Here is a 24255-nt window from a genome sequence, read left to right as displayed (position 1 = left end):
ACGGGTAATTTGGTACGAAATCGCCTCTAATCCCGCGCGATTTCCGCACGCGGTTGCGTGCCGGCCGGATGGCGATCAGCCGGTAGCCGCCTCGCCGGTCAGGCTCTTTTCCAGCGTGGTGTTGCCGAGCCAGACGTCGCCGAGCGTCACCGTGTTACGCTGGCGCGGCACATAGCCCCGCTTCTGGAAGAAGCCGAGCGCGGTGTCGCTGGCGTCGACGGTGAGGCTTTTCGCCCCGCGCGCGGCGGCGAGCTTCTCGGCGGCGTCGCACAACAGCGCCGCCACACCCTCGCCGGCAACGGACGGATGGACATACAGCAGGTCGATCTGCCGGTTGTCGGCCAGCGCGATGAAGCCGGCCGCCTCGCCGCCGCGGGTCGCGACCAGCGTCAGGCGGTCGGCGAGTCGGCGCCCGAAGGCGTCCTCGTCATCGAACCGGGCCGCCCACGCCTCCTGCTGATTGGCGTCGTAATCCTCGCCTGTCAGCTCGAAGATGGCGGCCTGGGCGATGGCGGCGAGCAGCCCGATGTCGGAGGGCAGCGCGGGCCGCAGGCCGGTTCCGGGCGCGCCCGGAGCGGCCGGGCTCACCGCTTCGGCTCCCAGGTCGTGGTGCCGTCCTTGTTGTCCTTCAGCGCCACGCCGAGGGCGAGCAGTTCATCGCGGATCCGGTCGGAGGCCGCCCAGTCGCGGTTGCGCCGCGCCTCGATGCGCTCGGCGATGCGCGCCTCCACCGTCGCGGCATCGACGTCCAGCGTCGGCGTCCGTGCGGCGGTCCACTCGCGCAGCGGCCCGGCCTCGAAGCCGAGAAAGGCCAGCGTTCCCGCCAGCGCCTTCTTGCCGGCATGGTCCTTGAGCCCGTGCATCTCGGCGATGGCCTTGGGCGTGTTGAGATCGTCCGCCAACGCCTCCAGCACGGCCGGCGCGGGCCGCGGATAGGCATCCGGGGCGCTGGCGTCGAACCATTGTTCCAGCGTCTTCGCGCTCTCCTCCAGCCCCTTCACCGTCCAGTCGATCGGCTGGCGGTAGTGCGACTTGAGCATGTTGAGGCGCAGCACCTGGCCCGGCCAGTCGGCGAGAAGCTGGTTGATGGTGATGAAGTTGCCGAGCGACTTCGACATCTTCTCGCCTTCCACCTGCAGGAAGCCGTTGTGCATCCAGACGTTGGCCATGATGCCGGAATGGAAGGCACAGCGCGACTGCGCGACCTCGTTCTCATGGTGGGGGAAGACGAGATCGATGCCGCCGCCATGAATGTCGAAGGTCTCGCCCAGATGCGCCCAACTCATGGCCGAGCACTCGATGTGCCAGCCCGGCCGACCGGGAACCGCGATGCCGGCGGGCGATGACCAGCCGGGCTCGCCGGGCTTGGACGGCTTCCACAGCACGAAGTCCATCGCGTCCTTCTTGTAGGGCGCGACGTCGACGCGGGCGCCGGCGATCATGTCGTCGAGCGGACGGCGCGAGAGCTGGCCGTAATCGGGCATGGAGGGCACCGAAAACAGCACATGGTCTTCCGCCACATAGGCGTTGCCTGAGGCGACGAGCCGCTCGATCAGCTCGCGCATCTGACCGATATGCTCGGTCGCGCGCGGCTCCACATCGGGATGGAGAACCCCCAGCGCTTCCAGATCGTCGTGAAACTGCGCCTCGGTTTTGGCGGTCACGCGGGAGATCGCCTCATTGAGGTCGAGCCCGGGGAATTCGGTCACCGCGCGCGCGTTGATCTTGTCATCGACGTCGGTGATGTTGCGCACATATTTGACGTGCTCCGCGCCATAGAAGTGGCGCAGCAGCCGGTACAGCAGATCGAACACGATCACCGGGCGCGCATTGCCGATATGCGCGTGATCATAGACGGTCGGGCCGCACACATACATCCGCACCAGACCGGCATCGAGGGGCACGAAGCCCTCCTTGGCGCGCGTCAGCGTGTTGTAGAGTTTCAGCTCGGGAAGCCCCGACCCGGAAATGCCCGACATCAATCAATCTCCTCACGCTCCCGCGCGGGGAGCGACGGCGCGTCTGTCGTCCGTTTGCACCGCCACGTCAAGACATCGTGCGGATTTGAACGATCCCCACCGCCCCCAGTGTCACATCGTCTCGTCGACGAAACGGCGATTGACGCCCTCGCGGCCCAGAGCTATTCCGGCGCCGAAATCGCCGCGGAGCCGTACACCGCGTCTCTTGTTAAAGGTCGATTCAAACCTTTTGCCCACATTGGCGTTATCGGGCCACACGCCCGATCAACCCGAACCCTCGCGAAACTCACCATGCGCCCCGCCCCGCGTCTCCGCAGCAGCCTCCTCGCCGCGCTCGTTTTCTTTGCCCCCACGCTGGCCGTGGCAAACAGCGCCGATAACATCTTCATCGTGGATAATTCCGACGGCTACGGCATCGATACCTGCCTCGCCTCGGGCGCGTCCTGCGGACAGGCGATGGCCGATGCCTGGTGCCGCGTCCACGACTTCGAGCGCGCGGCAAGCTTCGGCAAGATGAAGACCGACGCGATCCTCGCCTCGGCCTCCGTGGCGCCGGTGCGCACCGCCTGCGTGGGCGCTGCCTGCACCGATAGCGTTGCGATCACCTGCACGCGGTGAGCCGCTAGCCGCTTGCGCGTGGCGAAGTCCTGGCGCGCGCGGAAGTCCTCGCGCGCAGGGCTACCGGCGGCTTCGCTCCCGTTCGCTCATTGCAGGTAGTCCGCGCATTTGGGCGCCTCGGTCTGCGCGCCCCAGGGCATGATCGGCACGGCGGTGGTCGAGTTCTTCGGGCTACCCTCGATCAGCTTGTCTGAATAGACCAGATAAACCAGCACGTTGCGGGTCGCATCGCAGCCGCGCACGATCTGCATCTTCTTGAAGATCAGCGAGCGGCTCTCGCGATAGGCGACATCGCCCTGCTCGAATTTCTTCTTGAAGGTGATCGGACCGACCTGCCGGCAGGCAATGGAAATATCCGAGACTTCCTCCGCCACGCCGAGCATGCCCTTGACCCCGCCGCGCTCGGGAATCGTGTAGTAGCAGGCAACGCCCTCCACGATCGGATCGTCGATCGCATAGGTCGCGAGCTTGTCGTCCGGCGTCAGGAATTTCCACACCGTCGACTTCTTGAAGATCAGGCTTGGCTCCTGCGCATGGGCGGGCGCCGCCTGCGTGAGGGCCGCCGTGGCAAGCACGGCGAGGGCGAGCAGGCAGCGGGCAACGGCACGTTTCATGGGTCGCTTTCTCCCAAGGGAACCAGACGTCATATGGTGATGCCCAAGACGCGCGCAAAGATCGTGATCGCCTGCGTGAAGGGCCGGGGTTGCGCCGCGCGCCGAATGCGTCTTCAAACTTTGGCCCATCTCGGCGTGCTAAAGCTGCCGGACCGATTCCCCGGTCCCCCGAGGGGAGACCGGCACAGGACACGAACGGCAGAGCGACGATGACGGAACGCAGACCCACCGCCCGCGCCTTCGCGGCCACCCTCGCGAGCCTCGCCTTGCTGGCGCTCGGCCCGGTGGCGGCGAGCGCGCAGACCGATCCCAACCTGCCGCCCGGCGCGGTGGGCGGCGGGGCGGACCGCGCGGCCTGCATGCGGCTCGAAGGCCAGCTTGCCCAGCTCGACCGCGGCGGCGGGCAGCAGCGCGACGTCGGCGCCCTCATCGCCCAGCAGCAGCAGGAACTGGCGAACATTTCCGCGCAGGTACGCCAGCTCGGCTGCGACAAGCGCGGCTTCCTCATTTTCCAGCCGCAGCTTCCCCCGCAATGCGAGGCGCTGAACCGTAACCTGACCCGCGTCCGCTCCCAGCTCGATCGCACCATGATGGAGGCGCGCGGCCAGCGCAGCGGCAATGACGAGCAGCGCCGGCAACTGGTCTACGCGCTCGCGCAGAATGATTGCGGGCCGCAATACCGCGCCGCGCTCGGCGACGGCGGCGGCCGCGCCAGCAATGTCGAGCGGCGCCCGCGCAATTTCTTCGAGCAGCTCTTCGGCGCCCCGGTGCCGCGCGAGGAGGCCGGCCCGCTCGACGTCGAGCCGCTCTACGAACTCCCCAAGGTCTCGACCTACCGCACCGTGTGCGTACGCACCTGCGACGGGTTCTTCTTCCCGATTTCGTTCGCCGCCACCCCGGCCCGGTTCTCGACCGACGAGGCGCAGTGCCAGGCGCAATGCCCCGGCACCGAGGCCAAGCTGTTCGCCTATCGCAATCCGGGCGAGGATATCGAGCAGGCGGTCGGCACCAATGGCGAGCGCTACATGTCGCTGCCGAATGCGCTGATATTCCGGAAGCAATATGTCAACGCCTGCTCGTGCCGCCCCGCCGGCATGGGCTGGGCGCAGGCGCTCGGCGGCGAGAACGACACCACCCTGCGCAAGGGCGACATCGTGGTGACCGAGGACGCCTCGCGGGAAATGTCGCAGCCGCGCCCGGTGATCACTCCCGCGCCCCAGAAGAAGAACTGAGGCGCTCAGGCGCTCTCGCCGAGGAGGCGCGCCCGCGCCTTTTCCGGCCCGATCAGCGGCAGCAGCGCCTTCAGCTCTGGCCCGCTATCCGCGCCAGTGAGCGCGAGACGCAGCGGGTGGAACAGCGCCCGCCCCGAGCGCCCGCTCGCCGGCTTCACGGCGGCGATCCATTGCGCGTAGGTCGACCCGTCCCACGGCGCCGGCGGCAGCAGCCCGGCGGCCTGGCTGAGAAAATCGGCATCCTCCGGCGCCGCGCCGCGCTCGATCCGGCCGTCGACAACCTGCCACCATGCGGCGGCATCCGTCAGCCGGGCGAGATTGCCGCGCACCGCCAGCCAGAACGCCTCCCCACCGCCGACGCCAAGCGCCGCCAGCCGGCCGGCAACCGCTTCATGCGGCAGCCCGTGCAACGTCGCGGCGGTCAGCGCAGCGAGATCGTCGGGGTCGAAGCGCGCCGGGGCGCGGGAGATTTTGGCGAGGTCGATCCTCTCCGCCAGTTCGTCGAGGCTCGCCACCGGCTCCACCGCCAGCGAGGTGCCGGTCAGCACCGCGAGCGCGGCCACCGCCAGCGCCTCCTCCCCGGCCTCACGCAGGGCGCGCAATGAGAGGTGGCCGAGGCGCTTCGACAACCCCTCCCCGTTCGGCAGGGTCAGCAGGTTGTGATGCCCGAACACCGGCGCCACACCTCCCAACGCCTCGATGATCTCGATCTGCACGCCGGTATTGGTGACGTGGTCCTCGCCGCGGATGACATGAGTGACGCCCATCTCGATATCGTCGACCACCGAGGTCAGCGTGTAGAGATAGGAGCCGTCGGCGCGCACCAGCACCGGATCTGAGAGCGTCGAGGTATCGACGCCCTGTTCGTCGCGCACCAGGTCGTCCCACGCCACGCGGCGCCCGTTCAGCCGGAACCGCCAGTGCGGCACGCGCCCCTGCGCTTCCATCCGCGTGCGATCGTCATCGGTGAGCATCAGGGCGGCGCGGTCATAGATCGGCGGCAGGCCGCGACGGCGGCGCGACAGGCGCCGCGTCTCCAATTCCTCCTCGCTCTCATAGGCGGGATAAAGCCGGCCGATCTGCTTCAGCCGCTCCACCGCCGCGTCATAGCGCGCGGTGCGATCCGACTGGCGCTCCACCCGGTCCGGCGTCAGGCCGAGCCAGGCGAGGTCCTCGGCGATGGCCTCGGCGAATGCGGACGTGGAGCGGGACAGGTCGGTGTCGTCATAGCGCAGGATGAAGGTGCCGCCCGCGCGCCGCGCGTAAAGCGCGTTGTAGAGCGCGGTACGGGCGTTGCCGACATGCAGAAGACCGGTCGGCGATGGGGCGAAGCGCAGGACGGGGGGCGTGGCGGATTTCGACATGGCGCGCTTATCGCCGAGGTTAGGGGATGGGAGCAAGCCGCCCAGCCGAATTGGCCTTCTCTATCTTTACCAGAGGAGGCATAGCCGCGTATTCTGCTACCGGTCAGCCATATACTCGATTTCGCCGCGGGCCGACAGAATTTGGAGCCCGATGTGACGCCAATATTTCAGGATATTTTCTCGATCTTCTTTGTTCTCGCCTTAGGATACATTGCCGGCAAGCGCTCAAGTTTCGATCAGGCCCAAGCGTTCGGCTTCAATCACCTTGTTCTAACCTACTGCCTTCCGGCTCTTCTGTTCGTCTCTATTGCCAATTCCTCCCGCGAAGAACTGCTTTCCGACACGCGACTACTGATCATATCCGTTGCTGTCCTACTTTTCTGGTATTTGGTAGCCTTTTTCGGCGCCCTGTTCGTGTTCGGACATGATCGCCGTGAGGCGGGTATCGCCGGGCTGAGTGCCGGCGCCCCCACAGTCGGGTTCCTGGGCATGGCGGTGCTCTCGCCGCTGTTCGGCGGCAGTGCCGCGCTCAGTGTCGCCATCGTCGCACTGGTCGTGAACGTCATACTGGTGCCTCTGGGCATGTTCTTCGTCGCCCCCAAAGGCACGAAGCCGATGGCGGCCCTGATCAATGCGGCCAAGGAGCCGGTCGTCCTCGCTCCGATGATCGCCGTCATCCTCGTCATCACCGGCATCCAAATGCCCGAACTGTTTCGGGCGCCGTTGGCGTTGATCGGTCATGCCACGTCCGGCGTCGCGATATTTGCCGCCGGGCTGGTGCTCTCCGCCCACAAGTTCCAGCTCAACGCCGAAGTCATCTGGAACTCGGTGATCAAGGTCGGCTTCATGCCCGCCTCGATGCTGGCACTGGCGCTCGCCACCGGCGTGAGCGCAACGCATCTCGAGCAGGTGGTGTTACTCGCCGCGCTGCCGCCGGCTTTCTCGGGGATCGTCATTGCCGGGCGCGAGCACACCTATGTCGGCCTCGCCTCGTCGACGCTCATTGTCAGCGTACTGGGATTCGCCGTCGCCGCGCCGCTCTGGACGGGCCTTGCCCGCCACCTCGCGGGATGATGGACGGCTAGGCCCCCTCGCGGAAGCGGTTGGTGATCGGGTAGCGCCGATCGCGGCCGAAATTGCGGGGGGTCACCTTCACCCCGGGCGCTGCCTGTCGGCGCTTATATTCGGCAAGATTGAGCATCCGCTCCACCCGCGCCACCAGCGCGGCGTCGAACCCCTCCTCGACGATCGCGGCCACCGGACGCTCCAGTTCGACCAGCCGTTCCAGTATGGCGTCCAGCACCTCGTAGGGCGGCAGGCTGTCCTGGTCCTTCTGGTTCTCGCGCAGTTCGGCGGTCGGCGGCTTGACGATGATGTTCTCAGGGATCACCTCGCCGTCGGGGCCGAGCGCATAGGCCGGCTTCCAGCGGTTGCGCAGGTGGCACAGACGGAACACCTGCGTCTTGTAGAGATCCTTGAGCGGGTTATAGCCGCCGTTCATGTCGCCATAGAGCGTGGCGTAGCCGGTCGACATTTCCGACTTGTTGCCGGTGGTGACCACCATCGCGCCGAACTTGTTGGAGATCGACATCAGGATGGTCCCGCGCGCCCGGGACTGCAGGTTCTCCTCGGTGACGTCGCGCGGGCGGCCCTCGAACAGCGGCCCGAGCACCCGCTCCAACCCTTCCACCGCATCCGCGATCGGCACGATGTCGTAGCGACAGCCCAGCGCATTGGCGACGCCCGCCGCATCCGCCAACGATTCGTCCGAGGTGTAGCGATAGGGCAGCATCACGCAATGCACGCGCTCAGGCCCGAGCGCATCGACCGCCATGGCGGCAACCAGCGCCGAATCCACGCCGCCCGACAGGCCGAGCACCACGCCGGGGAAGCGGTTCTTCTCGACATAGTCCTTCAGCCCCATGACGCAGGCGGCATAGTCGGCCTCGTCATCGGTGATCAGCGGCGCGCGCGCGCCCTCCTCGCAGCGCCAGCCATCGGCCCAGCGCTCCCAGCGGGTGATGCGCAGGCGCTCCTGGAAATTGGGGAACTGGATCGCCAGCGAGCGGTCGGCGTTCAGCACGAACGACCCGCCATCGAACACGAGTTCGTCCTGCCCGCCGAGCTGGTTGATATAGGCGAGCGGCAAGCCGCTCTCGACCACGCGGGCCACCGCGACATTGGTGCGCTCATCATGGGCCGAGCGACGATAGGGCGAGCCATTAGGCACCAGCAGCATTTCCGCGCCGGTCTCGGCGAGGCACTCCACCACGTCGGGGCCCCAAATGTCCTCGCAGACCGGGACACCGAGCCGCACGCCCTTGAACGGGATCGGCCCCGGCATCGGACCGGGCGTGAACACGCGCTTCTCGTCGAACACGCCGTAATTGGGCAGGTCCACCTTGTGGCGCACCGCCGAGATGGCGCCGTCCTCCAGCAGCAGCACCGAATTGTGCAGCCGTCCGCCCTCCACCCAGGGCGAGCCGATCAGGACGGCCGGGCCGCCATCGGCGGTTTCGGCGGCGAGCGCTTCCACGGCCTCCCGACAGGCGGCCTGAAAGGCCGGCTTCAGCACCAGGTCCTCCGGCGGGTAGCCCGCGATGAACAGCTCGGTGAACAGGATGAGATCGGCGCCCTGCTCGCCGGCCTGGGCACGGGCGGCGCGCGCTTTGTCCGCATTGCCGGCAATGTCGCCGACGATGGGGTTGAGCTGGGCGAAGGCGATGAGAAGCTGGTCGACCGGGGCGCTGGACATGACCGGGAGATTTACCGTTCTGTCGCGCGCGGGGCAATCGGGTGGCATGTCACTATTGTGCCCTCAGCGCCGCGACCAGATCGCGCGCCACCTCGTCCCATGTCCGCAGGTGAAGCGCGGCGACCTCCGCCTCGCGGGCGCGCAGATAGTCGCGGTCCCGCATCGGCCGCTCCAGCTTGTCCGCCATGTCCTGCGCCGAGTTCGGATCGAAATAGTCGGCCGCCGCGCCCACAACCTCGGGGATCGAGGAGGCATGCGAGGCGACGCAGAACCTGCCGAACCACGCGCTCTCGCCCACCGGCAGGCCCCAGCCCTCAAACAGCGACGGATAGACCGAGAACAGGCAGTGCTTGTAAAGCCCGGCGAGACGGGCGTCGTCCGGGCGGTCCACCAGCGCGATATGGCCGGCCAGCGCGGGGTGGCGGGCAAGGAACGAATCGAGCAGCGCGCTCTTGCCGCCATGGCTCCCGGCGATGACCAGCTTGGGAAGCTCCGCGCCAAGCCGCGCATGCAGCAGCGCCCACGCCTCCATCAGACGGAGGAAATTCTTGCGCGGATAGCCGAGCGAACCGATCGTGAGCACATACTCACCCGCGATGCCGGCCGGCCCGGCCTCCCCCTCATAGTCGAAGACATGGGCCAGCGGCACCACGTCGAGCCGATCGACATGGCCGCCGAGGGCGGGGACGCGCACCGCGATTTCCCGCCCGGTATAGGCCGAGACCGACAGATAGCGCCGCACCAGCACCGCCATCGCCGCGAACCAGTCGCGGAATTCGGGGTTGTCGACGTCCATCGGCGGGTCGGCGAAGGGGATGAGGTCGTGCACCAGCAACACGACCTCGACATCGCCCTGGGCCGCGAGTTCGCGCAGTCGCATGGGGTGATCGTCGAGCGCCCAGGCCGTGCCGAGCACGGCGAGCCGCACGGGGCCTTGCGGCAGGCGCCAGTCGCGCAGCGCCCAGCCGGCGGGACGGGTCTCGCCGCGCGGAGGCACATGGCGCACCTTGCGGCGGAAACGCATGTGGCGCCGCCAGCGCCGATACCAGGCGCGCAGCGGACGGCCGCGATATTTCAGCTCGTTGATCGGGAAATAGGCGTCGGCGAGGCCGAGCCCGTGGATCAGCGCCGCCGGCTCTTCCAACGCCTGAGAAACCACGGCGGGATCGATCGCCACATAGATGCCGCGCGTGGGATGGTGGAACACCAGAGCCATGCCCTCGGCATCGGCCCTTGCTGCGACATGGCGCAGGATTTCCAGCACCACGCGGGCAATGCCACCGACGCCCGCCTTGCGGTGCAGAAGCATTACGAGATCGGTCAGGTCGAAGACAAGGGCGGGCGCGGGAGGGGCCGGCATCGGCTGTGCGGCGGGGGCGCCGTGCTCATTCATGGGCTGCTTTCCGTCCGAGCCGGCGTTTCACCGCCCCCGCATACCCCGCCATAGCCGGCAACGGAACCCCCGCCCACAGCGATCAGGCGCCCACGGCGATCAGGACGATGTCTTGACCCGCCAACCGGCCGGCTTCTCATTGCCGGCGGCGGCAGGCTGCGGCGCGCGCGCAAGGCTCCTTCGCAACCGCCACTCGATGACGCGCTCCAGACAAGTGTAGCGGAAACGGCGCAAGGTACTGGTGCTCTTGCGCGCGCGGTATTTGCGATAGATCGGCGTGTCGTGGCGAGCCGACCAAAGCCGGTATTCGAGATCCGGCACATCCAGCCGACCGGCGGCGACATCGAGGAGCATGCCTTCAAGCAGTCCCGCCTCATGGGCATAGACGACGGAATCATGGTCGCAGAAATGGACGCGCACCGGTTCGATGGCGGCCCGCGCGCCGATATAGCGTATATGCCGGTCGTCGAGGCTCAGCGGATCGTAGACGGTGTAGACCCGCACATTCGGATCCGGCGGGCGCTCGTCCCAGAGCTTGCGCACGCCGGCCATCTCCCAGCGCGTCTCCCATGGCAGTTCGATGCTGGCCTGCGGAGAAAAGGCGAGAACGGTCTCGGCGCCGAGCAGATTCGCAAAGTGGATCGCGGCATAGCCGCCCATGCTGTGCCCATAGGCGACAACGCGCACGCCCGGCGCGAGGTCGGCACGCACCCGCGCCAGCAATTCCGGCATTTCCGGATACTGATACCAGGCGTTGCTTTCGCTGATGAAATGATAGGCCGTGATGCCGCGCTTGGCGAAAAAGGCCTCGCCGAAACCATCACGCACCGGCTCGCGCTCGCCGGGAATAAACGGCTCGAATGTGACGAACACCACGTCTTCACGCGCGCCCGGCACTTTGATCAGCGAGAGATTTTCACTCTCGTACACAACCTGCCGCACGCGGACGGCCCTCCCTGCAAGACTGTGTTCCGGGCGGCAAAAACACGCCGGGAACACAGTCTGAATGCAGGTAGCACATATTCAGAAACGATCGGCGACATTCAGCAACATTCGGCTGAAAAGCCCGGCCTTTGTTGCCGAAGCGTCACGCCACGCCGCCGCCTCATTCGGCGGCGGCGATCACCGGACGTTCGCGGCCCGAACGCGCCTGCTTCAGCAGTTCAGCGACGAGGAAGGCCATCTCGATGGCCTGCTCGGCATTGAGGCGCGGGTCGCAATAGGTGTGGTAGCGGTCCTTGAGGTCCGCATCCGAGATCGCGCGGGCGCCGCCCGTGCATTCGGTGACGTTCTTGCCCGTCATTTCCAGATGAATGCCGCCTGGGAAAGTGCCCTCGGCCGCGTGCACGGCGAAGAAGTCCTTCACCTCGCGCAGGATCTGGTCGAACGGGCGCGTCTTGTAGCCCGAGGCGGCCTTGATGGTGTTGCCGTGCATGGGATCGCACGACCACACCACGCTGCGCCCCTCGCGCTGAACGGCGCGCACCAGGCCCGGCAGATGGTCGCCCACCTTGTCGGCGCCGAAGCGGGCGATGAGCGTGAGGCGGCCCGGCTCGTCCTGCGGGTTGAGCTGGTCGATGAGGCGGATCAGGTCATCCGGCTTCAGCGACGGGCCGCACTTAAGGCCGATCGGGTTCTTCACACCGCGAGCATATTCCATGTGCGCATGGTCCGGCTGGCGGGTGCGGTCACCGATCCAGATCATGTGGCCGGAGGTCGCGTACCAGTCGCCCGTGGTGGAATCCACGCGGGTCAGCGCCTGCTCGAAGCCGAGCAGCAGCGCCTCGTGCGAGGTGAAGAAATCGGTCGAACGCATCTCCGGATGGGTTTCCGGGTCGATGCCGATGGCGCGCATGAAGTCGAGCGCCTCGGTGATGCGATCGGCCAGCGCCTGGTAGCGACCTGACTGCGGGCTGTCCTTGATGAAGCCGAGCATCCACTGATGCGCGTTGCCGAGGCTGGCATAGCCGCCATTGGCGAAGGCGCGCAGCAGGTTGAGCGTGGCCGCCGACTGGCGGTACGCCTCAAGCTGGCGGCGCGGATCGGGAATGCGCGCGGCCGGCGTGAACTCGATGTCGTTGACGATGTCACCGCGATAGGACGGCAGCTCCAGGCCGCCGACCGTCTCCATCGGCGCCGAGCGCGGCTTGGCGAACTGGCCGGCGATGCGGCCCACCTTCACCACGGGCGAGGCGCCGGCATAGGTCAGCACCACCGCCATCTGCAGGAAGACGCGGAAAAAATCGCGGATGTTGTCGGCCGAATGCTCGGCGAAGCTCTCGGCGCAGTCGCCGCCCTGGAGCAGGAAGGCCTCTCCCTTGGCCACCTTCGCGAGTTCGCGCTTCAGGCGGCGGGCCTCACCTGCAAAAACCAGCGGCGGAAAGGAGGCAAGCTGACGCTCCACCGAAGCCAGGGCTTCCGCGTCGGGATAATCCGGCACCTGCTGAATGGGCTTGGCCCTCCAGCTTTCCGGTGTCCAGCGTTCGGACATGATTGCCTCCTAAAGACATTGATCACCGCCCCTTCTGACACCCCGGGGGACGGGAAAGGCGCGCCTTATACACCCAAGCGCAAGGGAAACACCAGAAGGCCGCGACGCACGCGCGCAGGAGCGACGTTGCGCGGATGCCCTAGATCGCCGGGGTGGATTCCGCCGAGTGCTCGGGCAGGTCGCTGCTGTCATGCTTGGTACGCAGCGTCACCAGTTCCTCCGCCGCGCTGGGGTGCAGGGCGAGCGTGCGGTCGAAATCGGCCTTGGTGGCGCCGACAGTCATGGTGATGCCCACGATCTGGATGATCTCGGCCGATGCCTCGCCGATGAGATGCACGCCGATCACCTTGTCGTCCTTCTGGTCGACGATGATCTTCATGAACACCCGTGAGGGACTGCCCGAGAGCGTCGCCTTCATCGGGCGGAAGTCGGTCTTGTAGATGTCGAGCCGGCGGCCTTGCGCCCGCGCCTCTTCTTCTGTCAGCCCGACCACGCCGATCTCCGGTTCGGTGAACACGGCGGTGGGTACCAGCGAGTGATCCACCACCCACGGCTTGCCGCCGAACACGGTATCGGCGAAGGCATGGCCCTCGCGGATCGCGATCGGGGTAAGGTTCACCCGGTCGGTGACGTCGCCCACGGCGTAGATCGAGGGTATGTTGGTACGCGAATTCTCGTCGACCACGACGGCGCCGTTGGCATTGAGGTGAACGCCGGCCGTCTCCAGCCCGACCCCGACCGTGTTCGGCACCCGGCCGATGGCGAGCATCACCTCGTCGGCCAGCAGGATGCGCCCGTCATTGAGGCGGACGCGCCGGCCCTGATCGGTGGCGTCGATGGAATCGACGGTGACGCCGAATTCCAGCGCGATGCCGGCGGCCTCCAGCTCTTTCGACAGCCGCTCGCGGATCTCCTCGTCGAAGCCGCGCAGCAGCTTATCGCCGCGATGCACCACCGTGACCTTCGAACCGAGACCGGCCAGCAGGCTGGCGAATTCGAGCGCGATATAGCCGGCGCCCTGGATCACGATGCTCGCCGGCAGGCGGGACAGGTGGAAGATCTCGTTCGAGGTGATGCCCAGCTCGCGGCCGGGAATGTCGAGCCCGAGATTGGGCCGCCCACCGGTCGCCACGAGAATATAACGTGCGGTGACGCGGCTGCCGTCGGCAAGCTGGACCTCGTTCGGGCCGGTGATGACCGCGCGCTGCGGCACGATCTCGACGCCCGCGCGCTCCAGATTGGCGCGATAGGCGCCCTCCAGCCGGGCGATCTCGCGGTCCTTGTTGGCGATCAGGGTTGGCCAGTCGAACCGAACACCGTCCACGGTCCAGCCGAAACCGGCGGCGGCCTCGAATTCATGGGCGAAGCGCGCGGCATAGACGAGGAGCTTCTTGGGCACGCAGCCGCGGATCACGCAAGTGCCGCCGAGCCGGTATTCCTCCGCGATCCTGACGCGCGCGCCATGCGAGGCCGCGATGCGCGCGGCACGCACGCCGCCCGAGCCCCCGCCGATGACGAAGAGGTCGACGTCGAACTTGTCCATGAAGGCGCACCCCGGTGACATTTCCAGCTCACCGGCATGTCGCCCCGACGACGCGCTACGTCAAGCCGGCGCATGGCTGACCTCCGGCAATCGGTTAGCCTTCCGTGTATCTCGACAGCGCCCCCGCGCCGCTCTAGCTTCGCGTCCAGCGTAAAGACGGTGCTGCCCCCCACAAGCGCCGCACGCACGACCTGGAGGAAAACCATGAACCAGAATTTCCGCGGCGCCCTGCTTGCGGCAGCCTTCGCCATTACCCTTCCGCTCGGCGCCGCACAGGCGCAGATGAGCGATATGAAGATCATGGCGCCGGCCGGCCCCGGCGGCGGCTGGGACCAGACCGCGCGCTCCATGCAGCAGGTGCTCCAGTCCGAGAAGATCGTCCCCAACGTGCAGGTACTGAATGTTCCCGGCGCGGGCGGCACCATCGGCCTCGCCCAGTTCGTAAACTCGGCCAAGGGCGACCCGAGCCAGCTCATCGTCGGCGGCTATGTGATGGTTGGCGCGATCATCACCAACAAGTCGCCGGTGAACCTGTCGCAGGTGACCCCGATCGCCCGCCTCACCGGCGAGTATGAAGCCATCGCCGTGCCGGCCAGTTCCCCGCTCAAGTCGATGGCCGACCTTGTGGCGGCGCTGAAGGCGGACCCGCAGAAGGTCTCCTGGGCCGGCGGCTCGGCCGGCGGTACCGACCACATCACCGCCGGGCTGATCGCCAAGGCCATCGGCATCGATCCGACCAAGGTCAACTACATCGCCTTCTCGGGTGGCGGCGAATCGCTGGCCTCCATCCTTGGCGGCAAGGTCACGGTCGGCATTTCGAGCATGAGCGAGTTCGAATCGCAGGCCAAGGCCGGCAAGCTGCGTATTCTCGGCATTTCCAGCCCCGAACGCCTCGCCAGCCTGCCGGACGTACCGACCTTCAAGGAATCGGGCGTCGACGTCGACATTCAGAACTGGCGCATGGTCGCGGCCGCCCCCGGCCTGACGCCGGAACAGAAGGCCGAAGTCGCGGCGGCCGTGGAGAAGATGGCCAAGTCCAAGGCCTGGGAAGACATGCTGGCCCAGAAGGGCTGGGTGAACACCTATCTCGCCGGCCCCGAATTCGAGGCGCAACTCGCCAAGGACATCGCCTCCACCCAGACCATCCTCAAGGATATCGGCCTCGCGCAGTAAGCGCGCGGTCGTTCGACCTGCCCTCTGCCACTCCCCCGCCGGCTCGACGGCCGCGGGGGAGTGCGCGTCTTCATCCTTCGGGAGCCGCCGATGTCCGACACCACCCCATCATCCTCCAAGACCGCCGACAAGGCCGGCTTCGCCATCGCCTTCGGCCTCGCGGCGCTCTCTTTCGTCGTCGGGTGGGACGCCTGGCGCCTGTCGAGCGTCAACGCGCATTCGGCGGTCGGCCCCGCGGCCTTCCCCACCATCATCTCGGCCGGGCTTGCGCTGCTCGCCGTCGCGACCGCGGTCGAGGCGATGCGTGCCGGGCCGGTAGACCGCCCGCGCGACGAGATCGTGCCCATGGCCTGGGTACTGGCCGGGCTGGTCGGGCAGATCGCGCTGCTGCCATTCCTCGGCTTTTCCATCGCTACCGGCTGGCTGTTCGCCGCCACCGCGAAGGGATTCGGCAAGGGCCCGATCTGGGGGCATTTCCTCGCTGGCACGCTCATGTGCTTCATCATCTACCTGATCTTTGCCAAGGGGCTGCAGCTCTCGCTGCCTGCTGGCCCGCTTGAACGGCTGATCTGAGGGGCCGCCGTCGATGGATACGTTCGCCGCTCTCAGCCAGGGCCTGATGATCGCCCTGCAGCCCATGAATCTCGTTTTCGCCTTTGTCGGCGTCATGCTCGGCACGGCGGTCGGCGTGCTGCCGGGCATCGGGCCCGCGCTCACCGTGGCGCTGCTGCTGCCGATCACCTTCAAGCTCGATCCGGCCGGCTCGCTCATCATGTTCGCCGGTATTTATTATGGCGGCATGTATGGCGGTTCCACCGCCTCGATCCTGCTGAACACGCCGGGCGAAAGCTCCTCGATCGTCACGGCGCTGGAAGGCAACAAGATGGCCCGCGCTGGGCGCGGCGGGCCCGCGCTCGCCACCGCCGCCATCGGCTCCTTCGTGGCCGGCACCATCGCCACCATCGGCCTCGCGCTGATCGCCCCCACCGTGGTCGACATCGCCATCTCCTTCGGCCCGGAGGATTATTTCGCGCTGATGGTGCTGGCGTTCACCACGGTGTCGGCCGCGTTCGGCTCCTCGGTGACCAAGGGTCTCACCAGCCTGTTCATCGGCCTCTCGCTGGGCCTCATCGGCATCGACCTGCAGAGCGGGCAGGCGCGCCTTTCCTTCGGCGTACCCGACCTTCTGGACGGCGTGGAAGTAACCACGCTCGCCGTCGCACTGTTCGCCATCGGCGAGACGCTCTCTGTGGTGGCCGCCGGGGCACGCGCCGACGAGATCATCGAGCCGGTGAAGGGCTCGGTGTTCATGAACCGCGAGGACTGGAAACGCTCCTGGAAGCCGTGGCTGCGCGGCACGTTCCTCGGCTTCCCCATCGGCGCCATGCCGGCCGGCGGCGCGGAAATTCCGACCTTCCTGTCCTATGCGCTGGAAAAGCGGCTGTGCAAGAAGCCGGACGAGTTCGGCAATGGCGCCATCGAGGGGGTCGCCGGGCCGGAAGCCGCGAACAACGCGGCCGCAGCCGGCGTGCTGGTGCCGCTGCTGACGCTCGGCCTGCCCACCTCGGCGACGGCCGCGATCATGCTGGCCGGCTTCCAGCAATACGGTCTCAATCCCGGTCCGCTTCTGTTCGTGACCAATCCGGATCTCGTGTGGGGCCTCATCGCCAGCCTGTTCATCGCCAATGCGATGCTGCTGATCCTCAACCTGCCGCTGGTCGGCCTGTGGGTGCGGCTGCTGGCGATCCCGCGCCCGTGGCTCTATGGCGGCATTCTGGTGTTCGCCACGCTCGGCACGCTCGGCGCCAATCCCTCGCTGGTCGAACTCGGCATGCTGCTGATCTTCGGTCTGCTGGGCTATGTGCTGCGGCGCTACGACTATCCGATCGCGCCGGTCGTGGTCGGCCTCATCCTCGGCCCGCTGTCCGAACAGCAGCTGCGCCGCGCGCTCGCCATCAGCGTGGGCGATCCCGTGGTGCTGTTCCAGAGCCCGATCGCACTCACGCTCTACGCGTTGTCCGCGCTCGCCCTGTTCGGCCCGCTGCTCTTCTTCCTCGCGACCGGCCGCAAGGCCCCCGTGGGCGGCGACGAGGACTGAGGCGCGCCGGCCACTGCCGCCTCACCGCACCAACAAAAATGCCCGGCTCGCGCCGGGCATTTTCATTTCCGTCCTGCTGCGAGGATCAGATGGTGAAGCCGCGCTTCTTCATCTCCTCGCGAACCCGCGCTTCCATCTCGCGGGAGAACTTGGCGCTCCAGGTCTGGATGCCGCGCAGGCCGTCGTCCAGCAGTTCCTGCCGGCGCTGTACCAGCTTCACGCCCACCGGCGAGCGGTAGAAGGTCAAAAGTTCGGTCAGCTCGGCCTCGGAGAACTGTGCCGCATAGGTCTGCGCCAGGATCGAGGTGATCTCGGAGCGGCGGTTCTCATATTGCGGGATCATCGACTTGGCGACGTCGCGCAGGTCGCGGATCAGGTCCGGGTTGGCCTGGACGAAACTATTGGCCGCCTGCTCGATGACACCGGGGATCAGCGCGTCGAAGGCGCTCGCCTCGCCATTGGCGACCAGCAGCTCATTGGCGAGCTTGATCTGGCCGGCGCTGGGCGGGGTGGCCGGCTTGGCCGGCGCGGCAGCGGTCGCGCCGGCCATCGGAAAGGGCTGGTTCTGGGCAAGAGCCGGGCCGGCCGCGGCGAGTCCGGCGACCAGCATCACGGCGGCGACTGTGTTCGCGGCCGGTTGCCGGAACCGTCCTGCAGGCGCAAAACGCATAAATCTCTCCCTGACGAACTCGTAACCGTCACGCACGGTCGAGGACCGTTATGCCGTCGGCGCCCGCGAGAATGACGCGGCTCGCCAGATTGATGAACAGGCCGTGATCCACCACGCCCGGAACCTGCTCCAGCGCACGGGCGAGGAGCGCGGGCTCGGGAATCGCGCCATAGGCCGCGTCGAGGATCAGGTGTCCTTGATCCGTGACGAAAACATGGCCGTCCTTGCCACGGCGCAGGGTCAGAAGCCCCGCGCAGCCGGCGGACCTGGCGGCGCGCTCGATGCCCCGGCGGATCGCCGCCACGCCGAAATCCACCACCTCGATCGGCAGCGGGAAGGCGCCGAGCCTGGCGACATGCTTGGAAGCGTCGGCAATGACGATCATCTGCGCGGAGGCCGAGGCGACGATCTTCTCGCGCAGCAGCGCGCCGCCGCCGCCCTTCACCAGGACCAGATCGGGGCCTACCTCATCGGCGCCGTCAATCGTGATGTCGAGCGCGGGATGCTCGTCCAGCGTGCCGAGCGGCACGTTCAGGCTCTCCGCCAGCGCGCGGGTCTGCTCGGAGGTCGGCACGCCGACCACCTCCAGCCCCTGCGCGACACGCTCGGCCAGCAATTCGACGAAATGCTTCGCGGTGGAGCCGGTGCCAAGCCCGAGCTTCATGCCGGAACGCACCTGCTCCAGCGCGCGGGCGGCCGCAAGGCGTTTGAGACTCTCGGCGTCGGACATGCGGGGCTCCAGAAATCCAGCTCCGCTGCCTACCGCCGAACCGCGGCGAGAACAAGCCCGCCGCGCCTTTTGCGCGCAGCTTCGCGCGTGCAAGGGCCGCGGAAAGGGTCGCGGAAAGCGGCCCGCTCAGCGCGCGCCCGGCGTGCACACGACCACCGCCTCGGCCCCGCCATTGGGGCGCGGCATGTCGCGCACATAGCACACGCTCATCTCGCCGGTTTCCACATTGACCCGGAAGATGCCGGTCTCGCCGGAGTAGCGGGTGGACACGATGTCGTAGCTGCCCTCCCCGGCCGGGCCAGCGCTGGCATCACGCGGGAAGCACTTGGTGAGGCCGATCAGGCTGCCTTCGGGCCGCTCGAACTGGCAGGCAGAGACCTCGCCCGTGCGGGCATTGACCGAATAGAGCCGGTTGGCCTGCGCGGAAGGCGGCGAGCCGAACACATAGGGCCCGGCATAGGCCGGCGGCGCGGCCTCGGTGGATGGCGCCGGCGCGGGCGCGGCCTCGGCCGGCGTGGTCGACTGGCCCTGCGCGAAGGCGGGTTGCGGCATGGCGACCTGCGACAGGCCGAAGCACAGCGCCGACAAAGCGCAGGCCGTCAGGCTTGCCAGCACAGGCCCGCGCCCGCCATGGCGACGCGAAGAGCCGGTTCGGAACAACGGCATCATCAGAAAACTCCCGAAAGCAAAGCCTCGACGAATGGATCGGCGTGCCGGCCGGCACCTGCGCCGTATGGACGCGGAACGCTGGACAGCAAAAGCGGCAGGATTGTAGGCCTGTAGCATCACGTGCTGCACTAGGCCGTCCGCTCCCCGCTTTTCGTCCCCGCATCTATCGCGTTTTTCTCTACGGAACCGTTTATGCCCTCATCGTTCGCCTCCGCGCCAGCCGTCATCGCCTTCGATCTCGACGGAACCCTGGTCGACACCGCCCCGGACCTGCTCGACACGCTCGACCTGGTGCTGATCGAGGCCGGCGCCCGGCCGCTGCCGCACGAGGAAACCCGCAAGATGATCGGCGCCGGGGTAAGGGCGCTGGTGACGCGCGGTCTCGACGCCGCCGGCGTCACCGTGGACGAGGCGCGCTTCGCCGCCCTGGAGGCCATGTTCCTCGCCCATTATGCCGACCACATCGCCGACCGCTCGCGCCCGTTCCCAGGCCTCGTCGAGGCGCTGGACGAACTCACCGCGCGCGGTCACCTGCTCGCCGTCTGCACGAACAAGCTGGAGTACCTCTCCAAGCTGCTGCTGACCCGCCTCGGCCTCGCCGAGCGCTTCGCCATCATCGCCGGTGCCGACACCTTCCCGGTGAAGAAGCCGGATGCCGGCCACCTGCTTGGCACCATTGCCGGCGCCGGGGGACTGGCCGGCCGCGCGGTGATGGTCGGCGACAGCATGACCGACGTGCTCGCCGCGAAGAATGCGCGCGTGCCGGTGGTGGTGGTGCCGTTCGGCTATACCGACATCCCGGCCGAGGAACTGGGCGGCGATGCCTTCATCACACATTTCGACCGGCTGCCGGAAACTGTGGAGCATCTGCTTCTGGCGCGCTGATTGCAGCCAGGCGCTTGACACCACTCATGCCGACACACTAAATCCAGCCCGCCTGACGGCACTGTTGCGGTTCGCCAAGAACCCGACGGGCGATTAGCTCAGCGGGAGAGCACTCCCTTCACACGGGAGGGGTCACAGGTTCAATCCCTGTATCGCCCACCATTTCCTTCCCTCCGACATGTTGCAGTTGGCGGCCGCGTCTGCGGCCCTTAGAACTGGGCCCCTGTTCACAGCCGGGGCAAGCCGGGCGGGCGCGAGTATCTCCATGGCACAGTGGCAGTGGATTCTGACCCAGTTCAGCCGGCGCCTCTGGGTCCGGGCCAGCCTCATCGGCTTCCTCGGCGCCGCCGGTGCGGTGGTCGCCGCCTTCGTCGAGCCTTACGTTCCCTGGGAACTGCCGCAGTCCATAGGCGCGGACGCGGTGGACAGTCTGCTGGACATCATCGCCTCCAGCATGCTGGCCGTGACCACGTTTTCGCTCAGCGTGATGGTGTCGGCTTATGGTTCGGCCACCAGCAACGTGACGCCGCGCGCGACACGCCTGCTGATCGAGGATCGCGTCTCGCAGAACGTGCTGTCGACCTTCCTCGGCTGCTTCCTGTTCGGCATTGTCGGCATGATCGCGCTGAAGCTCAGCTTTTACGGCGAGCGCGGGCGCGTGGTGCTGTTCCTGATCACCATCGGCATCGTGATCCTCATCGTCATCACGCTGCTGCGCTGGATCGATCATCTCACCCGGCTCGGCCGGGTTGGCGAGACCACCGATCGCGTGGAGCAGGCGACCCGCATCGCCATCGAGCAGCGCCGGAAGGCGCCGTGCCTCGGCGGAAGGCCGCTCGGCGAGGCACCGCGCCCGCTACACGACGCGCGGGCAGTTGGGGCCGACCTCATCGGCTATGTCCAGCACATCGACATGCCGGCGCTGTCCCGCTGCTGCGAGGCCCGGCATGTCGATATCCTCGTCCTTGCGCTACCGGGAACGTTCACCTACCCGACGACGGCGCTCGCCCGCATATCGCCGCGCAAGGATGCCCCCACCGACGAGGGCGACGCGGATATGGACGCGCTGATGCACGAGGTGCGCGGCGCCTTCGCCATCGCGTCGGAACGCAGCTTCGATCAGGACCCTCGCTTCGGCCTCGCCGTGCTCAGCGAGATCGCGATGCGCGCGCTGTCGCCGGCGGTGAACGACCCGGGCACGGCGATCGATGTCCTGGGTCGGGCGACGCGCCTGCTCGCGCTCTGGGCCGAGCCGGTGGAGGCGACGGAGCCGGAATTTCCGCAACTCTTCGTCGCGCCGCTCGCCGCCAACGATCTGATGGAGGATGCCTTCATGCTGATCGCGCGTGACGGCGCCGCGCTGATCGAGGTGCAGTTGCGGCTGCAAAAATCACTCAATGCCCTCGCGCAGCTCGGCGATACCGATTTTCGCGCTGCCGCCCGCCGGCAGGCATCCATGGCACGCCAACGCGCGGAGGCGGCATTGACGCTCGACGAGGACAAGCAGCGCCTGCACGAGGTGCATGCGGATATCGAGGGCAGACCTGCGGCCCCGCTCTCCTGACCGACGCGGCGCGGCACCTGGGGTCTCAGCTACTGGGGACCCGGCCCTCGGCTCAGGTCTTGAGCTGCCGTGCCAGCCAGCCAATGCCCGCCAGAATGGCGCCTCCGGCGAGGAGGCCGCCTGCCCCGCCCCAGATCGCGCCCTCGCTGCCGGCCAGCCAGTTGCCGCCCAACAGCCCCGCCACCCCGAGAATCAACGGAGCCAGACACCCGATCGCGATCATTGCGTTCTCCCCGACAGACTCGCCCCGGCTAGAGAACCAGCCATCATTTCCCATCAATCACAAGGCGTGTGGATAGCCTCGATCGCCCTTCGTGCGGAGCCGCAAGCGCGATGACGCGATAGGGGTCCTATGATAATTGGTGAAATGAAACATGTCAGAAAAGTTGCGTCTTTTTGCACCAGCCCCCCTCCTATCGCGCCCATATTGACGGCCTGCGGGCGATTGCGGTTCTCGGTGTGGTCCTGTTCCATTTCGGGGCCGACTGGCTGCCGGGCGGCTTTATCGGCGTCGACGTCTTCTTCGTCATTTCCGGCTTCCTGATCTCCCGCTCGATCTTCGGGGACATGGCCGACGGCTCGTTCTCGATCGTCGACTTCTACGAGCGCCGCATCCGGCGCATCGCGCCGGCCTTCCTGGTGGTGACGGCAGTCACCGCGCTCGCCGCCTCGCTGATCCTTTTGCCGCACGAGATGCTGATCTTCGGCCGCTCGATGCTGTGGTCGGTGTTCGCCGCCGGTAATATCTTCTTCTATCAGCGACTGGACTATTTCGGCCCCGGCGCGCAGGAAATGCCGCTGCTCCACTACTGGTCCCTCGGCGTCGAGGAGCAGTTCTACCTCGTCCTCCCGGCGCTGCTGCTGCTGTGCCGGCGCTACCGCCCCGGTGCGGTGCCGGGAATGATCGCGGTGCTGCTCCTCGCCTCGCTCGTGGCGAGCGAGGCCATGCTGCGCCACGACCCGGCCGCCGCCTATTTCCTGCTGCCGTTCCGCGCTTTCGAAATGCTCATCGGCTCGGCTCTCGCCCTGCCCGCGATGCGGTTTCCGGCCTCCGTGCCGGTGCGGGCGGGCGCCGTCCTCGCCGGCTGCGCGCTGATCGTCGGCGGCATGGTGTTCATCACCTCCGCCATGCCGTTCCCCGGCCTGCTGGCGCTGGTGCCGAGCCTCGGGGCGGCGCTGGTGATCTGGGGTGGGGAGAAGGGCGCGACATTGCCCTCGCGCCTGCTCAGCATCCCGCCCATGCTGTTCTTCGGGCGGATCTCCTATTCGCTCTATCTCGTGCACTGGCCGATCGTCTCGCTGGTCTCCGAGCGCTTCGACGATCTCGACCCGACCCGTTTCCTGATCGGCGGCGTCGTGGCCTCGACGCTGCTGGGCTACCTGTCCTACCGCTTCGTCGAACAGCCGGTGCGCTTCAACCGCGCCCTGTTCACGCGCGCCCGGCTGGTCGGCGGCACGACGGCTGCGACCCTGCTGCTCGCCATCCTCGCACAGGTCACCATTTCCACGCGCGGCCTGCCGATGCGCTATGAGGGCGAGGTGCTGCGGCTCGCCAAGTTCGCCACCTACAAATCCGACCACATCTTCCGCTCGGGCAGCTGCTTCATCGTGTTCAGCAGGCGCGATACCAACCTCAAGCCGGAATGCCTGCCGACGCAGCGCCCCAACATCATCCTGTGGGGCAACAGCCACATCGCGCAGTTCGTCAACGCCATCGACGACGTGGCCAAACAACACGGCTATGCGCTCGGCCAGGTCACCGGGGCGGCCTGCATGCCATTCGCCGGGGGACAGGGCGGGGGCTCGCCGTTCTGCGCCACGATGAACGCGTTCGCGCTGGACTGGCTGTTGAAGAACCGTCCGGACATCGTGGTCATCGGCGCCGTGTCGGCGGCCTTCCCGGAGTTCGATGAGGGAATCGCGGCGCTGGCCAAGGCCGGCATCCGCGTTGTGGTGGTCGGTCCGGTGCCGCTCTACCGGACGACCGTTCCGAAAATCCTCGCGCGCCGCCTCATACGTGGCGACGTCGACACCATGGCCGGGCGCGACCTGAAGCCGGAAGTGGCGCAGGAGGACGCGGCGCTCAAGGCGCATTTCGCCGGCAATCCCGATGTGACCTATCTCTCGGTGCTCGACACCGGCTGCGGCGGCACGGACTGCCCGCTCTCGGCCAATGGCGAGCCGCTGCAATTCGACGCCTCGCACTTCACGCAGGCCGGCGTCGATTTCTTCGGCCTTCCCCTCGCCCGACACATCTTCGCGACGCCAGACGGAGCGGCAGGCGTGTCGGCCGCGCCTGTGTCTTCCGCGCCATAGTGGGCCGCGACAGCGCCACCTCGCGACAAGATGAAGAGTTCATTCGTACATTCGACGCATATTGTCTGTCTCGCGCCCTTCGACGAGGCCGCAAGGTCAGGCTATGCTCCGTTGCCCGGGCCGGGCCGGCAAGGCGGGTTACAAGGGCAGGTTCAGGGGCA

At 67.3% G+C, this 24255-nt stretch carries 22 protein-coding genes and 1 tRNA gene; 10 read left to right on the top strand and 13 right to left on the bottom strand.

What is annotated here, in order from left to right:
* Positions 1-75 precede the first annotated feature (75 nt).
* Both MKI84_RS04270 and cysS read right to left on the bottom strand, forming a co-directional pair.
* The gene (locus tag MKI84_RS04270; protein ID WP_241616763.1) at positions 76-588 is read right to left on the bottom strand and encodes a GNAT family N-acetyltransferase; all 513 of its coding nucleotides are present in this window, start codon (positions 586-588) and stop codon (positions 76-78) included.
* Entirely contained in the window at positions 585-1979 is a 1395-nt protein-coding gene (gene cysS, locus MKI84_RS04265; protein WP_241616762.1) for a cysteine--tRNA ligase, read from the bottom strand. Before cysS ends, MKI84_RS04270 begins: the two co-directional genes overlap by 4 nt.
* Positions 1980-2087: 108 nt before the next feature.
* On the opposite strand from cysS, the gene MKI84_RS04260 reads away from it, so the two are divergent.
* On the top strand, positions 2088-2597 hold the full coding sequence (locus MKI84_RS04260) for a hypothetical protein (RefSeq protein WP_241616759.1): 510 nt from the start codon (positions 2088-2090) through the stop codon (positions 2595-2597).
* Positions 2598-2683: 86 nt separating this feature from the next.
* On the opposite strand, the gene MKI84_RS04255 is transcribed toward MKI84_RS04260, so the two are convergent.
* A complete protein-coding gene (locus MKI84_RS04255) occupies positions 2684-3211 on the bottom strand; it encodes a CreA family protein (RefSeq protein ID WP_241616757.1) in 528 nt (175 codons plus the stop codon).
* A 209-nt stretch (positions 3212-3420) separates the two neighbouring features.
* On the opposite strand from MKI84_RS04255, the gene MKI84_RS04250 reads away from it, so the two are divergent.
* Positions 3421-4443, top strand: a complete 1023-nt coding sequence (locus MKI84_RS04250) for a DUF2865 domain-containing protein (RefSeq protein ID WP_241616754.1) — start codon at positions 3421-3423, stop codon at positions 4441-4443.
* 5 nt (positions 4444-4448) lie between these two features.
* Here MKI84_RS04250 and MKI84_RS04245 read toward each other — a convergent pair whose 3' ends face one another.
* The gene (locus MKI84_RS04245; protein WP_241616752.1) at positions 4449-5807 is read right to left on the bottom strand and encodes a glutamate--tRNA ligase; all 1359 of its coding nucleotides are present in this window, start codon (positions 5805-5807) and stop codon (positions 4449-4451) included.
* A gap of 153 nt (positions 5808-5960) precedes the next feature.
* On the opposite strand from MKI84_RS04245, the gene MKI84_RS04240 reads away from it, so the two are divergent.
* A complete protein-coding gene (locus MKI84_RS04240) occupies positions 5961-6881 on the top strand; it encodes an AEC family transporter (protein ID WP_241616750.1) in 921 nt (306 codons plus the stop codon).
* Positions 6882-6888: 7 nt separating this feature from the next.
* Here MKI84_RS04240 and MKI84_RS04235 read toward each other — a convergent pair whose 3' ends face one another.
* The 5 genes from MKI84_RS04235 to gor form a co-directional block, all read right to left on the bottom strand.
* Positions 6889-8562, bottom strand: coding sequence for an NAD+ synthase (locus MKI84_RS04235; protein ID WP_241616748.1), 1674 nt, complete (start codon positions 8560-8562; stop codon positions 6889-6891).
* 52 nt (positions 8563-8614) lie between these two features.
* Positions 8615-9955: a glycosyltransferase family 4 protein gene (locus MKI84_RS04230; RefSeq protein WP_241616745.1), complete on the bottom strand. Its 1341-nt coding sequence runs from the start codon at positions 9953-9955 to the stop codon at positions 8615-8617.
* 99 nt (positions 9956-10054) lie between these two features.
* Entirely contained in the window at positions 10055-10897 is an 843-nt protein-coding gene (locus MKI84_RS04225; RefSeq protein WP_241616743.1) for an alpha/beta hydrolase, read from the bottom strand.
* Between the two features lie 163 nt (positions 10898-11060).
* Positions 11061-12446, bottom strand: coding sequence for a class II 3-deoxy-7-phosphoheptulonate synthase (locus MKI84_RS04220; protein ID WP_241616741.1), 1386 nt, complete (start codon positions 12444-12446; stop codon positions 11061-11063).
* A 139-nt stretch (positions 12447-12585) separates the two neighbouring features.
* A complete protein-coding gene (gene gor / locus MKI84_RS04215; protein WP_241616738.1) occupies positions 12586-13989 on the bottom strand; it encodes a glutathione-disulfide reductase in 1404 nt (467 codons plus the stop codon).
* Between the two features lie 204 nt (positions 13990-14193).
* Between gor and MKI84_RS04210 the strand changes: the two genes are divergently transcribed.
* The 3 genes from MKI84_RS04210 (at position 14194) to MKI84_RS04200 (ending at position 17260) form a co-directional block, all read left to right on the top strand.
* A complete protein-coding gene (locus tag MKI84_RS04210; RefSeq protein WP_241616736.1) occupies positions 14194-15162 on the top strand; it encodes a Bug family tripartite tricarboxylate transporter substrate binding protein in 969 nt (322 codons plus the stop codon).
* 90 nt (positions 15163-15252) lie between these two features.
* On the top strand, positions 15253-15735 hold the full coding sequence (locus tag MKI84_RS04205; protein WP_241616733.1) for a tripartite tricarboxylate transporter TctB family protein: 483 nt from the start codon (positions 15253-15255) through the stop codon (positions 15733-15735).
* A 13-nt stretch (positions 15736-15748) separates the two neighbouring features.
* Positions 15749-17260: a tripartite tricarboxylate transporter permease gene (locus MKI84_RS04200; RefSeq protein WP_241616731.1), complete on the top strand. Its 1512-nt coding sequence runs from the start codon at positions 15749-15751 to the stop codon at positions 17258-17260.
* Positions 17261-17345: 85 nt separating this feature from the next.
* Here the strand turns inward: MKI84_RS04200 and MKI84_RS04195 are convergent, their stop codons facing one another.
* The 3 genes from MKI84_RS04195 to MKI84_RS04185 form a co-directional block, all read right to left on the bottom strand.
* The gene (locus tag MKI84_RS04195; RefSeq protein WP_241616729.1) at positions 17346-17930 is read right to left on the bottom strand and encodes a DUF2059 domain-containing protein; all 585 of its coding nucleotides are present in this window, start codon (positions 17928-17930) and stop codon (positions 17346-17348) included.
* A gap of 28 nt (positions 17931-17958) precedes the next feature.
* On the bottom strand, positions 17959-18660 hold the full coding sequence (gene rpiA / locus MKI84_RS04190) for a ribose-5-phosphate isomerase RpiA (protein ID WP_241616726.1): 702 nt from the start codon (positions 18658-18660) through the stop codon (positions 17959-17961).
* A gap of 126 nt (positions 18661-18786) precedes the next feature.
* Positions 18787-19329, bottom strand: coding sequence for a hypothetical protein (locus MKI84_RS04185; protein WP_241616723.1), 543 nt, complete (start codon positions 19327-19329; stop codon positions 18787-18789).
* 192 nt (positions 19330-19521) lie between these two features.
* On the opposite strand from MKI84_RS04185, the gene MKI84_RS04180 reads away from it, so the two are divergent.
* From MKI84_RS04180 to MKI84_RS04170, 3 genes are all read left to right on the top strand, one after another.
* Entirely contained in the window at positions 19522-20214 is a 693-nt protein-coding gene (locus MKI84_RS04180) for an HAD hydrolase-like protein (protein ID WP_241616722.1), read from the top strand.
* Between the two features lie 87 nt (positions 20215-20301).
* Positions 20302-20376 (top strand) — tRNA-Val (locus MKI84_RS04175).
* A 103-nt stretch (positions 20377-20479) separates the two neighbouring features.
* Positions 20480-21778: a DUF2254 domain-containing protein gene (locus MKI84_RS04170; protein ID WP_241616721.1), complete on the top strand. Its 1299-nt coding sequence runs from the start codon at positions 20480-20482 to the stop codon at positions 21776-21778.
* A 52-nt stretch (positions 21779-21830) separates the two neighbouring features.
* Here the strand turns inward: MKI84_RS04170 and MKI84_RS04165 are convergent, their stop codons facing one another.
* A complete protein-coding gene (locus MKI84_RS04165; protein WP_241616720.1) occupies positions 21831-22001 on the bottom strand; it encodes a hypothetical protein in 171 nt (56 codons plus the stop codon).
* Positions 22002-22174: 173 nt separating this feature from the next.
* Between MKI84_RS04165 and MKI84_RS04160 the strand changes: the two genes are divergently transcribed.
* Positions 22175-24094 carry an acyltransferase family protein gene (locus MKI84_RS04160; RefSeq protein WP_241616719.1) on the top strand — a complete coding sequence of 640 codons (1920 nt, stop codon included), beginning with the start codon at positions 22175-22177 and terminating at the stop codon, positions 24092-24094.
* Positions 24095-24255 lie beyond the last annotated feature (161 nt).

Source organism: Ancylobacter gelatini (assembly GCF_022601675.1).
In the GTDB taxonomy this organism is placed as follows: Bacteria; Pseudomonadota; Alphaproteobacteria; order Rhizobiales; family Xanthobacteraceae; genus Ancylobacter; species Ancylobacter gelatini.
This window is presented reverse-complemented; position numbering and strand designations above follow the sequence as displayed.